Source organism: Isoptericola sp. F-RaC21 (assembly GCF_038593535.1).
In the GTDB taxonomy this organism is placed as follows: domain Bacteria; phylum Actinomycetota; class Actinomycetes; order Actinomycetales; family Cellulomonadaceae; genus Isoptericola.
This window is the reverse complement of record NZ_JBCFYX010000003.1, coordinates 62,426-74,371: the sequence shown is the minus strand read 5'-3', so window position 1 is coordinate 74,371 and position 11,946 is coordinate 62,426. Positions and strand designations below refer to the sequence as shown.

Sequence of the window (11,946 nt, the reverse complement as noted above, 5' to 3'; positions counted from 1 at the left end):
CGATGAGTCTTCTTGCTGCCGAGCACGCGCTCCAGGCCGCCCAGCGCGCCGGCGACGTCGCCGCGCTGGAGGCCTTGCTGCATCCTCGCTGCGTCGGCGCCGGCCCCGAGGGGACGGTGTTCTCCAAGGAGGACGACCTCGAGAGCTACCGCTCGGGCTCGTTGCGCATCACCCGCCTGGAGAAGGAGTCGCTGGACGTCCAGGAGGACGGCGCGAGCGGAGTGACCAGGCTGGTCGCCGCCGTGGAGGCGGTCCAGGACGGCACGGCCGTCTCGGCGCGGTTGATCTACACGCGCCTCTGGGTGCGCGCTCACGAGGGATGGGTGGTCCTGGCCGCCACGCTCGCACCGGCCGGCGAGCCTGCCTGACCGGCCCCGGGCCGCGGTCAGTCGACGGGCTCGCCGGTGGGGTCGTGGGCGACGACGGCGTCGAGCCGCGCGCCGCCCACCGGCTCGCGCCGCCAGTCCACGAGCCGCCAGCCCGACGCGGGGTCGCCGTCGACCTCGATGAGGCCGGTGTTGGCGAGCGGGGTGTGCGCCAGCTCCTCGACGTCGAGGCCGCGGACGCGGGCGCCGCACCACGAGCGGATCGCAGCGCCGTGCGAGACGGCGAGGACGACGTCGTGGCCGTCCGCCGCGAGCGCCGCGACGGCGTCGTCGTACCGGGCGAGGAACGCGTCGCCGTCGGGCCCGCCGGGCATGCGGCGCGACCGGTCGCCGCGCGACCAGGCGAACACGGTCTCGAGGTAGGTGTGGTGGTCGGCGAGGTCGGAGGACATCTCGAGGGAGCCGGCCTCGATCTCGCGCAGCCCGTCGAGCACCGCGGGCCGCAGGCCCCGGTCGGCGGCGAGCGGCCCGACCGTGAGCGACGTCCGCACCAGGGACGACGCCGCCAGGGCGTCGATCCGCCGCCCCTCCAGCGCTCCCGGTACGGCGCCGGCCTGCTCCTCGCCCAGCGGGGTCAGCCCGGGGCCGGGGGCGCCGGTGTCGAGCAGCCCCGCCACGTTGGAGGGGGTCTGGCCGTGTCGCAGCAGGAGGAGACGCATGGTCCTAGCCTCCGCCATCGGACGCCTGCCGCGCGCACCGGCTGGGAGGATGTCCGGATGCCGATCGTCGTCGTCCCCTCCTCCCCCGAGTGGCCCGCCGCCTTCGAGCGGGTCGCGGCCGCCCTGCGCGCGGCGCTCGCCGACCTGCCGGGCGCCGCGGTCGAGCACGTCGGGTCGACGGCGGTGCCCGGCCTGGCGGCGAAGCCGATCCTGGACGTCGACGTCATCGTGCCCGCCGACGACGTCCCTGCGGCGCTGCGCGCTCTCGAGGGGGTCGGCTACGTCCACCGCGGCGACCTGGGCCTCGCGGGCCGCGAGGCGCTGGACGCACCGGACGACGACCCCGCCCGCCACGTGTACGTGTGCGCGGCCGGCACGCTGCACGTGCGCAACCACCTCGCGGTCCGCGACGTGCTGCGCCGCCGGCCCGACCTGCGCGACGAGTACGGCGCCGTGAAGCGCGCGCTCGCCGCCGACCCGTCGATGGACATCGACCGCTACCTGGCCGGCAAGTCGGCCGTGCTGCAGCGGGTGCTCGCCGAGTCCGACCTGACGCCGGACGAGCTCGCGCACGTGCTGGCGGTCAACGACCCGGCCTGACCCGCCCGCCGCGCACGGGCCCCGACCCGCCACGCGGCCAGCAGCCCGACGACGGCGGCCACGACCTGCACGGCGCCGGCGAGGACGAGCACCGGCCCGGCGCCCACCCACCCGATGACGGCGCCGCCGACGAGCAGCCCGAGCGAGGCACCGCCCGAGTGGAGCACGGTCTCCGCGGTGAACGCGGCGCGCCGCTCGGCGCCCGACGTCCGCTCGCTGATCAGCGCGTTGAGCGCGGCGATGCCCCACGGCGTCGCCAGGCCGCCGACGGCGGACACGAGCGCGACGCCCGCCACGCTCGGCACGACCGCCGGCAGCGCCGCGAACGACAGGCCCAGCACCGCCCAGGTCCCGACGGCCGTCGGGAGCCGAGGCAGCCGGTCGACCAGCAGGGGTGCGGCCAGCGACGCCGCCACCGACCCCGCGCCGTACCCGCTCATCCCGGCGGCGATCAGCGCACCGGGCATCCCGTGCTCGACGCCGAGCACGGCCAGCCCCAGGCTGAAGGCAAACCAGCACAGGCCGCCGACGCCCGCCGTCGCGATCCCCACCGCGACCTGCGGGTGGGTGCGCAGGACGGCGAGCACGCGGACCGTCGGCCCCGCCTCGCCGCGACCCGCGGCGCGGCCGCCCGCCCGGGGGACCCCGAGCATCGCCGCCGCGGCGGCCAGCACGACGACCGTCTGGCACCACAGCAGCGGCTCCGCGCCCCACGCCACGACCAGCCAGGCCCCGAGCGGCGGCGCGAAGATCATCGACACGCGGTGGGCCAGGTCCTGCCACGCGAGCCAGCGCGCGGCGGGCAGGGCGCCGGCGTCCGCGAGGTCGGCGACGAGCGCGCGCTCCGCGGGGCCGAGCAGCGCTCCGGCGACGCCGGTCACCAGGCCCGACGCGCACAGGCTCACCGCGCCCACCTGGCCGACGAGCGCCGCGACCGGGACGATCGCCAGGCCGGCGACCTGCACCAGCATGACGACGGCGAGCGCCCGCCCGGAGACGAGCCGCTCGCGCAGCCCGCGCCCCCACCACCCGACGGTCAGCAGGGGCAGGCCGGACATGCCGCCCACGAGGCCGGTGGCCCACGCCTCCCCCGTCTCGGCGAGCGCGACGAGCGGCAGCGCGACGGCGGTGACCCGCGCACCGATCCACGTGAGGAAGGTGATCGCGGTGAGGACGAGCAGGGGGCGGCGCATACGTCGATCCTCGGCAGCGGCGGGCGACGCCGGTAGACGCCGTCGCGGGTGCCGCGCTCATACGCTGGGGACATGACCTCCCGTCTGACAGTGGACGACCTGCAGCTCGCCGAGGCGGTCGCACGCCACGGCTCGGTGGGCGCCGCGGCGCGCGAGCTGCTCCTCGCGCAACCGTCGGCGAGCCGGCGCCTGGCCACCCTGGAGCGCCGCCTCGGCACGCCGCTGTTCGACCGCGACACCACCGGCGCCCGGCCCACCCCGGCCGGCCGCGAGCTCGCCCGGCTGGCGGCGCGGCTCCTGGCGGACCTGGACGCCCTGCCCGACCAGGTGCTCGCGGCCGTCGACGCGCCGACCCTGTCGGTCGGCACCATCCAGGCGCTGAGCCCGATGGTGCTCACGGCCGTCGAGCTCGAGCTGCCCGGCGTCACGATCCTGCCCGAGGTCGACCACGGCCCGAACCTCGTGCGGCAGGTGCACGAGGGCGCCCTGGACGCCGCGATCGTCACCGTCGCGGAGCAGATGGCCGTCCCCCGCGGCCTGCAGCGCACTCCGCTGGGCGAGTCGCCACGCGTCGTCGTGCTGCCCGACGGCGCCGCCTCGCTCGCGTCCGGGAGCCGGCCCTTCGCGGGCCGCACCGTCGTCTACAGCCTCATCGACCTGGCCGGCGAGACGACGCACCGGCGGCTGTCCGCGCTGGGCGCCGTCCCGCGCCGCGGCCCCACCACCGAGGCCACGCTACGGATCGCGCGCGAGCTGGGCTGCCCCGCCCTCATGCCCGAGCTCACCGCCCGCTGGTACGCGGCGCCGGGCGACCGCATCGTGGCGTCGCCGGTGCCCGGCGCCGTGCGGGTCACGCTCGTCACCCGCACGCCCGTGCCCGCCGTCCTGACCGACGCGCTGCCGCGGATCATGGCGCGCGTGCTGGGCTCGGCGGGGCCCACGACGTCGGCTCAGCGCAGCCGGTAGCGGCGCTCGGGGCGCCCCGCGGTGCCGTAGTTGAGGCGCACCGCGGCGCGCCCCGTCGTCGCGAAGTGCTCCAGGTAGCGGCGGGCGCTGACCCGGCTGACGCCGACGGCGTCGGCGCACTCGGTGGCGCTGAGCTCGGTCGTGCCGTGCTCGTCGCCGGCCGCGAGCGCGGCGAGCACGGCGTCCGCCGTCTCCTGGCTGAGGCCCTTGGGCAGGGGCTCGCGCGTGCCCACCGCCTGCGGCGGGCGGGCGAAGGCGGCGTCGATGCCGGCCTGGATGTCGGCCGGGCTCCCGGCGACGCCGTCGTCGTCCAGGCCCTCGAGCGCGGCCCGCGCGCGGCGGAACTCCTGGAGGCGCGCCGTCAGGTCGTCGGAGGCGAACGGCTTGACGAGGTAGTGCGCCGCGCCGCCCGCCGCGGCGGCGCGCACGGTGTCGGCCTCGCGGGCCGCGGTGATGACGACGACGCCCAGGTCGTGGCCGGCGGCGCGCAGGCGGCGCAGCACCTCGATGCCGCTCATGTCGGGCAGGTGCACGTCCAGCAGCACGAGGTCGGGGCGCAGGGCCTCGACGGCGGCGAGCGCGTCGGCGCCCGTGTGCGCCTCGCCGACCACCCGGAACCCCGGGACCCGCTCCACGAAGCGGCGGTGGATGGACGCGACCATGAAGTCGTCCTCCACCACCAGCACGTCGAGGCTCACGCCTGCTGCACCCCCAGCTCGTCGTCGGGCCCGGCGGCCCGTCCGCCACCCGTGACGGCCCGCGGCAGCCGTGCGATGAACACGGCGCCGGTGCCTCGACGGTCGCTCTCGCCACCGTCGCGGGCGCCGCCATTGTGCACCGTGACGTGACCGCCGCGGCGCCGCACCAGCACGTGCACCAGCGCCAGACCGACGCCCCGGCCGGTCGCGCCGTGCGGCTTGGTGCTCCACCCGCGCCGGAAGATCGCGTCGGCCTGCTCGGGCGGCACCCCCGGCCCGGTGTCCGCGACCTCCACGAGGACGTCGTGCGCCGGCCCGTCCAGCGCCAGGCGCACCCGCACCATGGCGGGCGACGCGACGCCCTGCGCGTCGGGGCCTGCGGCCCACGCCGCGGCGTCGACGGCGTTGTCGACGAGGTTGCCGAGCACCGTGCCGACGTCGGCCGACAGGTCCGGGTCCAGCCGCGGCAGCGCGCTGGCCGGGTCGACGACGAGCTCCACGTGCCGCTCGTCCGCGAGCGTCGCCTTGGCGATGAGCAGCGCCGCCACCGCGGGGTCGGCGACCCGCGTCGTGACGACGTCGCTGAGGTCCGCGCGCCGCCGCGTGAGCCGCTCCACGAACCGCCCCACCTCGTCGTACTCCCCCAGCTCGATGAGCCCGGACACGGTGTGCAGCTGGTTGCTGAACTCGTGCGTCTGCGCGCGCAGCGTCTCGGTGACGCTCTCGCGGGCGTGCAGCTCGCTCTGCAGCGCCAGCAGCTCGGTGCGGTCGCGCAGCGTCGTCACCGTGCCGGCCGGGCGGCCGTCGTGCAGCACGCGGCGGCGGTTGAGCACCAGCACGGTGTCGCCCGCGACGAGCACCGCGTCGCGCACCTCGTCCGTGCCGCGCAGCAGGTCGAGCACGGCGGGGTCGAGGCCCAGGTCTTCCAGCGGGCGGCCGGCGGGGTCGGGGGCGCCGGGGTCGGTCGCAGGGGGCAGCCCCAGCAGCTCGCGCGCGCTGTCGCTCATCAGGCTCACGCGGCCGTCGTCGCCCACCACGACGACGCCCTCGCGGATCGAGCGCAGCACGCCCTCGCGGTGGTCCGCGAGCGCCGCGATCTGCGCCGGCTCCAGGCCGCGCGTCCGCCGCTTGACCAGGCGCGCCAGCAGCCACGACCCGGCGGCCGCGAGCGCGGTGCCGATGCCGAGCACCACGAGCACGTCGCCGCCGGCGTCCGAGAGCCGCTCCGTCAGCGGCGGGTACGGGTCGGCCAGCACGACGACGGCCACCGGGTGCGGCGTCTCGCCCCCGTAGACCGGCACCCAGGCGGCGATGGACCGGCCGCCGACGTCGGCCACGTCGCCGCTGCCCGCGACCGTGCCCGCGTCGGCGGGCAGGGCCAGTCCCTCGCCGACGCGCGTCGGGTCGGTCGCGGCGACGACGCGGCCGTCGAGGTCGGTGACGTACGCGTTCTTCGCGTCGACGTACGCGGCCCGCGTCTGCAGGTAGGACGCGAGCGCCCGGGTGTCGGGCGCCTCCTGCGTCAGCGCGCCCTGCACCGCCGGGATGCCCGCCAGGCCCTCGGCCGCCACCTCGAGGCGGTCGGCCCGGTCGTCGCGGAACGCCGCGTCGGCCTGCCCGAGGAAGACGACGGCGGCCGCCGCGACCACGACGAGCAGCACGGCGAGCTGCAGCGCCAGCACCTGACCGCCGAGCGTCAAGTGGCGCCGGGCGCCCCGCGAACGTCGTGACCGCAAGTTCCACAACCTCCTTTGGTTGCCCAATGATGACGCGCCCGGCGGTCACCTGTGACCATCGTCGCGGGGCACAGCCGCCCCGCAGCACCGACAGTCTGGAGTACCCGGTGTCGACGACGACATCCCGCCGACGACGCGGCGCGCGCGCCGCGGTCGCCGCCGCCCTCGCCGCGACCCTCGTGGCGGTCACCGCCGCGTGCGGCGTGACGCGCGGCGACGACTCGACCGACCTCGACATGTGGATCCCCAACAGCCCGGGCGGCGGCTACGACCAGACCGGCCGCGCCGCCGTGGGCGTCCTGGACCGCGACGACATCACCGGCGGCGACATCCAGGTCACCAACATCCTGGGCGCGGGCGGCTCGGTCGCCATGTCGCGGCTCATGGGCGAGGCGGGCAACGAGCGGCTCATGATGACGCTCGGGCTCGGCGTGGTGGGGTCCACCTACTCGTTCGGCGTGGACGCCCGCCCGCACGACGCCACCCCCCTCGCGCAGCTCATCGAGGAGCAGGAGGGCGTGCTGGTCCCCGCCGACTCGCCGTTCGAGACCATCGACGACCTGGTCGCCGCGTGGGAGAAGGACCCGGGGTCGGTGGTCGTGGGCGGCGGGTCGTCGCCCGGCGGCCCCGACCACCTGTTCCCCATGCAGCTCGCCAAGGCGACCGGCGTCGACCCGAAGGACGTGCGGTACGTGTCCTACGACGGCGGCGGCCCGCTGACCAGCGCCCTGCTCGGGCACAAGATCCAGGTCGGGTTCTCCGGCCTCGCCGAGTTCGAGGGGCAGATCGAGGCGGGCGAGCTGCGCGTGCTCGCCGTCTCCGGCGAGGAGCGCGTGGCCGGCGACGCCCTCGCCGACGTCCCGACCCTCACCGAGTCCGGCATCGACCTCGTCTTCACCAACTGGCGCGGCGTCGTCGCCCCGCCCGGCATCAGCGACGAGGCCCGCGCCCGGCTCATCGACTACCTCACCCGCATGCACGACTCGCCCGAGTGGGAGCAGGCCCTGGCCGACAACGGCTGGACCGACGCGTTCGCCACCGGCGACGACTTCGAGCAGTTCCTGCGCGAGCAGGACGAGCGGGTGTCGACCACCCTGAAGGAGCTGAACCTGCTGTGAGCGCCGAGACCGAGGCCCCCGACGCGGGGGCTCCCGACCAGCCCGCGCCGCGCGTCGACGCCGCCCAGTACGGGCTGGCGGCCGTGCTCCTCGCCGTCGGCGCGTACACCGTGGTCGACGCCGCGACCCTCGAGGTCGGCTTCGCGGACCCCGTGGGGCCGCGCGTCTTCCCGTTCGTCATCGGCGCCGGCCTCGTCGTCACCAGCGTGCTGCTGGCCGTGGCGACCGCCCGCGGCTCGCGGCCCGAGCCGGAGGCGGGCGAGGACGTCGACGTCACGACGCCCGCCGACTGGCCGACCGTGCTGAAGCTGGTCGGCGTCATCCTCCTGACCGTCGCCACCGTGAGCTGGCTCGGGTGGGCGCTCGCGGGCGCGATCCTCTTCGCGGGCGCGGCGTGGGCGCTGGGCTCCCGCACCCTCATCCGGGACGTCCTCGTGGGCCTCGTGCTCGCCGTGGGCAGCTGGTACGGCTTCGTCGTCGGGCTGGGCATCCCGCTCACCCCCGGCGTCCTCGACGGGATCCTGTGAGGCGATGAGCTGATGGAGAACCTCGGACTGCTGTGGGACGGCCTCGGCGCCGCCCTCACCCCCATGAACCTCCTGTACGCCGCGGTGGGCGTGCTGCTCGGCACGTTCGTCGGCGTCCTGCCCGGCATCGGCCCGGCGATGGCGATCGCACTGCTGCTGCCCGTGACGTTCGGGCTCGAGCCCACGCAGGCGTTCATCATGTTCGCCGGGCTGTACTACGGCGGCATGTACGGCGGGTCGACGACGTCGATCCTGCTCAACACGCCCGGCGAGTCCGCCTCGGTGATGACGGCCCTCGAGGGCAGCCTCATGGCCCGCGCGGGGCGGGGCGCGCAGGCGCTCGCGACGGCGGCCATCGGGTCGTTCGTCGCCGGCACGATCGGCACGCTGCTGGTCGCGATGTTCGCGCCCGCGCTGGCCGACGTCGCCGTCGAGATCGGCGCGCCGTCGTACTTCGCGCTCATGGTGCTGGCGCTGGTCATGACGGCCACCGTGCTGGGCGCGAGCCCGCTGCGCGGCCTGCTCTCCCTGTTCCTGGGCCTGACGATCGGGCTCGTGGGCCTCGACCTCAACACCGGGCAGCCGCGGCTGACGTTCGGCGTCACGCAGCTCGTGGACCGCCTCGACATCGTGGTGGTGGCCGTCGGCATCTTCGCCCTCGGCGAGGCCCTGTGGGTGGCCGCGCACCTGCGTCGCAAGCCGGCGAGCGTCGCGCCCGTCGGGCAGCCGTGGATGGGCCGCGACGACTGGCGCCGCTCCTGGAAGCCCTGGCTGCGCGGCACCGTGTACGGCTTCCCGTTCGGTGCGCTGCCCGCCGGCGGCGCGGAGCTGCCGACGTTCCTGTCGTACGTCACCGAGCGCAGCCTGGCGAAGCGCGGCGTGGCCCGGCGGCGCGCGGACGCCAAGGACGAGTTCGGCCAGGGCGCCATCGAGGGCGTCGCCGGCCCGGAGGCCGCGAACAACGCGTCGGCCGCGGGCATGCTCGTGCCGATGCTCGCGCTCGGCCTGCCCGTGACGGCGACCGCGTCCGTGATGCTGTCCGCGCTGCAGGGGTACGGCATCCAGCCCGGTCCGCAGCTCATGACGGAGCACGCGGACATGGTGTGGACGCTCCTGGCGAGCCTGCTGATCGGCAACCTGCTGCTGCTGGTGCTGAACCTGCCGCTCGCGCCGCTGTGGGCCCGGCTGCTGCGCATCCCGCGGCCCCAGCTGTACGCGGGCATCCTGTTCTTCGCCTGCCTCGGCGCCTACGCCACCAACCTCGACCCGTTCGACATCGCGCTGCTGCTGGTGTTCGGCCTGCTCGGGATGGCGATGCGCCGGTTCGGGCTGCCCGTGCTGCCGCTGATCCTCGGCGTCATCCTCGGCCCGCTCATGGAGACCAAGCTGCGCGAGGCGCTCACCATCTCCGGCGGCGACCCCGCCATCCTGTGGAGCGAGCCGCTGGCCATCGCCATCTACGCGGTGCTGGCGCTGGTGCTCCTGGCCCGGCCGCTGCTGTCGCGGTGGCGGGCGCGGACGGAGTCGCAGGTGGTGGCCGAGGCGCACGAGGCCGAGACCGTGTCGGAAGGAGCACAGCGGTGACGACGGACGAGACGACCCCGGCCGACGGCTGGGTGGTGGTGGCGTGGACGCCGGACGAGTTCGGCGACGCCGCGCTGGAGCACGCGATCGCGTGGGCCCGCGAGGGCGGGCGTGGCGTCGCGGTGGTCAACGGCACCCGCGGCGACGCCCTCGTGGACGAGCGGTACGCCGCCCCCGCCCGGCTGGCTGACCTCGCCGAGCGGTTGCGCGGCACCGGGCTGCCGCACGTCGTGCGGCAGGAGATGGGGCGCGACGTCGCGGAGCAGGTGCTCGACGTCGCCGCCGAGCTGTCTGCGCGCCTCGTCGTCGTGGGGCTGCGGCACCGCAGCCCCGTGGGCAAGCTGCTCATGGGCTCCGTCGCGCAGCGCATCCTGCTCACCGCCGCCTGCCCCGTGCTCGCCGTCAAGCCCGGCACCTCCGCCGGTTGAGCCTGTCGAAACCCCGATCGCCAGGTTTCGACAGGCTCAACCGGCGAAGGGGAGGCGGGTAAGTCCTCGCCCGGCCGGGACACTACGTCGTGTGAGCACCCCCGACGACGCTCCCGACGGCGCTGCCGCACGGCGCGAGCGACTGTCCGCGCTGTGGAGCGCGCACGCCGTCCGCGTCCAGGCGTACCTGTGGCGGCACACCGACCCCGACACCGGCCAGGACGTGCTCTCCGAGACGTTCCTCGTCGCGTGGCGCCGCCTCGACGACGTCCCCGACCCGGCGCTGCCGTGGCTGCTGGTCGTGGCCCGCAACCTCGTGCGCAACGCGCACCGTGCCGCCCGGCGGCGACGCACGCTCGACGACGAGCTCGCCGGCCTCGAGGCCTCCGCGCCCCTGCCCGAGGCCGCCCCCGAGGCCCTCGCCGTCGAGCGCGACGCGCTGCTGCGCGGCCTCGCGCGGCTCAGCGAGCGAGAGCGCGAGGCGATCCTCCTCGTCGCGTGGGACGGCCTCGCACCGGCGGACGCCGCCGACGTCGCCGGCTGCAGCACCGCGACGTTCCACGTCCGCCTGCACCGCGCCCGACGGCGGCTGGCCGGCTACGCGGACAGCACCGTCGACGGTCCCGTCGACAGCCCCGCCGTCCGCTCCGCCGCGCCCTCGAGGAGGTCCGCATGAGCCCCGCAGGCAGCACCTCAGGCATCGACGAGCGGCTCGCCCGCCTCGCCCCCGCCTCGTCGCCCGACCCTGAGCGGCTCGCCGCCGCCCGGACCGCCCTCGACACCGTGCTCGACGAGGCCCTCGACGGGACCGGGCCCTCCCGCAGCCGGCGCGTCGGTGGCGCGCACGTCCTCGACCTCGACGACGCCCGCGCCCGCCGCGGCGACGGCGACGGCGACGGCGACGCCCCGTTCCCCCTGGTCGCCGACGACGTCGTCGTGCCGCTCGGACGCGGTCGCACCGCCCGCGAGCGCCGCCGGCGTCGCGTGCAGCTCGGCGCCGCCGCGGCCGGCGTCGTCGGCGTCGTCGCCGTCGGGCTGGTGCTGGCGCCGCAGCCCGCACCGGGGCCCGCGTCACCCGAGTCGTCGTGCGCCGAGCAGCTCACGGCATCGCTGCCCGAACGGCTCGAGCTCGACCCGGCCTGGTCGTCGCTCGCCCACGAGAGCGCCGGCGGGGCGGACCTGACGCTGCTGCGGTCTCCTGAGGAGCTGACCGGCTTCTGCGCGGACACGAGGGGCGCCGGCGGCTTCACCTCGACGAGCACGCTGTGGACCGATCCCGCGCCCGCGGCGGCAGACGGCGAGGTCACGCTCGGCGGTGTGTCGGACGACGACTGGTACGTCGCCTGGGGGGACGTCGGCCCTGGCGCCCGGGCCGTCCGGCTCCAGGTGGATCCGCCGCACGGCGGCGGTGCTCCCGGTTCTGTGCTCGTCGTCGACGCCGTACAGGACGGCGCCGGCTGGACCGTCATGATGCCCGGCGACCGCGTCCCGGCAGACGCACAGGTCTCGCTCCTCTGGCGGGAGCACGGCGCCGAGCGGTCGCTGCCGCTCGACAGCGCCTGGCCCGAGGACGGGGAGCCGGCCACGGCGCTCACCGAGCGACGGCGGCGGGCGTGCACGGACGGCCCGGACATCCCCGGCCTCCGGCCCCTGTTCGAGAAGCGGTACGGCGACCTCGGGCTCACCGCGATGATGAACGGACGGCGCGAGCTCGTCATGTGCGTCCAGGAGACCGACCCGCCGTACCAGTCCTTCACCATGACGAACGGCAAGGCCGACGCCGCCCCTGCACGGGGTGTGGCGAGGGTGGAGATCGGCACCTCGACGGACGGGGCCCGGATGCTGACGGGCTTCGCGGGCGCGGACGTCGCGAGCGTGGAGCTGGAGACCGAGGACGGCGACGTGATCCCCGCCGAGCTGAGAGACGGGTACTGGGTGGCGTGGAGCACGGACGTGAGCGACGAGACCTGGGACGAGGCGCAGCTGGTCTGGTACCTCCACGACGGCTCGCGGCACGAGGAGTGAGCGCGTCGCGCGCTAGCATGCCCGCC

13 protein-coding genes are annotated in these 11,946 nt (G+C 76.2%); 9 read left to right on the top strand and 4 right to left on the bottom strand.

Annotation, left to right across the window (positions count from 1 at the left end; all coding sequences use genetic code 11):
- The first annotated feature begins 2 nt into the window (after window positions 1-2).
- Window positions 3-368 (top strand): nuclear transport factor 2 family protein, encoded by a 366-nt coding sequence (locus tag AAG589_RS10835; RefSeq protein ID WP_430567271.1) that lies wholly within the window; start codon window positions 3-5, stop codon window positions 366-368.
- A gap of 17 nt (window positions 369-385) precedes the next feature.
- Here AAG589_RS10835 and AAG589_RS10830 read toward each other — a convergent pair whose 3' ends face one another.
- Window positions 386-1,045: a histidine phosphatase family protein gene (locus AAG589_RS10830; protein ID WP_430567270.1), complete on the bottom strand. Its 660-nt coding sequence runs from the start codon at window positions 1,043-1,045 to the stop codon at window positions 386-388.
- Window positions 1,046-1,102: 57 nt separating this feature from the next.
- On the opposite strand from AAG589_RS10830, the gene AAG589_RS10825 reads away from it, so the two are divergent.
- The gene (locus tag AAG589_RS10825; RefSeq protein ID WP_430567269.1) at window positions 1,103-1,645 is read left to right on the top strand and encodes a GrpB family protein; all 543 of its coding nucleotides are present in this window, start codon (window positions 1,103-1,105) and stop codon (window positions 1,643-1,645) included.
- Here AAG589_RS10825 and AAG589_RS10820 read toward each other — a convergent pair.
- Window positions 1,543-2,838: an MFS transporter gene (locus tag AAG589_RS10820; RefSeq protein ID WP_430567268.1), complete on the bottom strand. Its 1,296-nt coding sequence runs from the start codon at window positions 2,836-2,838 to the stop codon at window positions 1,543-1,545. The two genes, AAG589_RS10825 and AAG589_RS10820, sit on opposite strands and share 103 nt — an antisense overlap.
- 72 nt (window positions 2,839-2,910) lie before the next feature.
- Here AAG589_RS10820 and AAG589_RS10815 point away from each other — a divergent pair, with 72 nt between their 5' ends.
- Complete coding sequence (locus AAG589_RS10815) at window positions 2,911-3,804, top strand: LysR family transcriptional regulator (protein WP_430567267.1); 894 nt, start codon at window positions 2,911-2,913, stop codon at window positions 3,802-3,804.
- Here AAG589_RS10815 and AAG589_RS10810 read toward each other — a convergent pair.
- Entirely contained in the window at window positions 3,789-4,502 is a 714-nt protein-coding gene (locus AAG589_RS10810) for a response regulator (RefSeq protein WP_430567266.1), read from the bottom strand. The two genes, AAG589_RS10815 and AAG589_RS10810, sit on opposite strands and share 16 nt — an antisense overlap.
- A complete protein-coding gene (locus AAG589_RS10805; RefSeq protein ID WP_430567265.1) occupies window positions 4,499-6,184 on the bottom strand; it encodes a sensor histidine kinase in 1,686 nt (561 codons plus the stop codon). The genes AAG589_RS10810 and AAG589_RS10805 overlap by 4 nt, the downstream gene beginning before the upstream one ends.
- 161 nt (window positions 6,185-6,345) lie before the next feature.
- Here AAG589_RS10805 and AAG589_RS10800 point away from each other — a divergent pair, with 161 nt between their 5' ends.
- The 6 genes from AAG589_RS10800 (at window position 6,346) to AAG589_RS10775 (ending at window position 11,920) form a co-directional block, all read left to right on the top strand.
- A complete protein-coding gene (locus AAG589_RS10800; RefSeq protein WP_430567264.1) occupies window positions 6,346-7,356 on the top strand; it encodes a Bug family tripartite tricarboxylate transporter substrate binding protein in 1,011 nt (336 codons plus the stop codon).
- Window positions 7,353-7,883 (top strand): tripartite tricarboxylate transporter TctB family protein, encoded by a 531-nt coding sequence (locus tag AAG589_RS10795; RefSeq protein ID WP_430567263.1) that lies wholly within the window; start codon window positions 7,353-7,355, stop codon window positions 7,881-7,883. Before AAG589_RS10800 ends, AAG589_RS10795 begins: the two co-directional genes overlap by 4 nt.
- 12 nt (window positions 7,884-7,895) lie before the next feature.
- On the top strand, window positions 7,896-9,467 hold the full coding sequence (locus AAG589_RS10790) for a tripartite tricarboxylate transporter permease (RefSeq protein ID WP_430567262.1): 1,572 nt from the start codon (window positions 7,896-7,898) through the stop codon (window positions 9,465-9,467).
- A complete protein-coding gene (locus AAG589_RS10785) occupies window positions 9,464-9,895 on the top strand; it encodes a universal stress protein (RefSeq protein WP_430567261.1) in 432 nt (143 codons plus the stop codon). Before AAG589_RS10790 ends, AAG589_RS10785 begins: the two co-directional genes overlap by 4 nt.
- Before the next feature lie 91 nt (window positions 9,896-9,986).
- On the top strand, window positions 9,987-10,571 hold the full coding sequence (locus AAG589_RS10780; RefSeq protein WP_430567260.1) for an RNA polymerase sigma factor: 585 nt from the start codon (window positions 9,987-9,989) through the stop codon (window positions 10,569-10,571).
- Window positions 10,568-11,920: a hypothetical protein gene (locus AAG589_RS10775; protein ID WP_430567259.1), complete on the top strand. Its 1,353-nt coding sequence runs from the start codon at window positions 10,568-10,570 to the stop codon at window positions 11,918-11,920. The genes AAG589_RS10780 and AAG589_RS10775 overlap by 4 nt, the downstream gene beginning before the upstream one ends.
- Window positions 11,921-11,946 lie beyond the last annotated feature (26 nt).

Bases quoted from the DNA above. Each gene is read 5' to 3' on its own strand.
- AAG589_RS10825 (WP_430567269.1), top strand. From the start codon at position 1,103: ATGCCGATCGTCGTCGTCCCCTCCTCCCCCGAGTGGCCCGCCGCCTTC.
- AAG589_RS10775 (WP_430567259.1), top strand. From the start codon at position 10,568: ATGAGCCCCGCAGGCAGCACCTCAGGCATCGACGAGCGGCTCGCCCGC.
- AAG589_RS10830 (WP_430567270.1), bottom strand. From the start codon at position 1,045: ATGCGTCTCCTCCTGCTGCGACACGGCCAGACCCCCTCCAACGTGGCG.
- AAG589_RS10835 (WP_430567271.1), top strand. From the start codon at position 3: ATGAGTCTTCTTGCTGCCGAGCACGCGCTCCAGGCCGCCCAGCGCGCC.
- AAG589_RS10815 (WP_430567267.1), top strand. From the start codon at position 2,911: ATGACCTCCCGTCTGACAGTGGACGACCTGCAGCTCGCCGAGGCGGTC.
- AAG589_RS10790 (WP_430567262.1), top strand. From the start codon at position 7,896: ATGGAGAACCTCGGACTGCTGTGGGACGGCCTCGGCGCCGCCCTCACC.
- AAG589_RS10820 (WP_430567268.1), bottom strand. From the start codon at position 2,838: ATGCGCCGCCCCCTGCTCGTCCTCACCGCGATCACCTTCCTCACGTGG.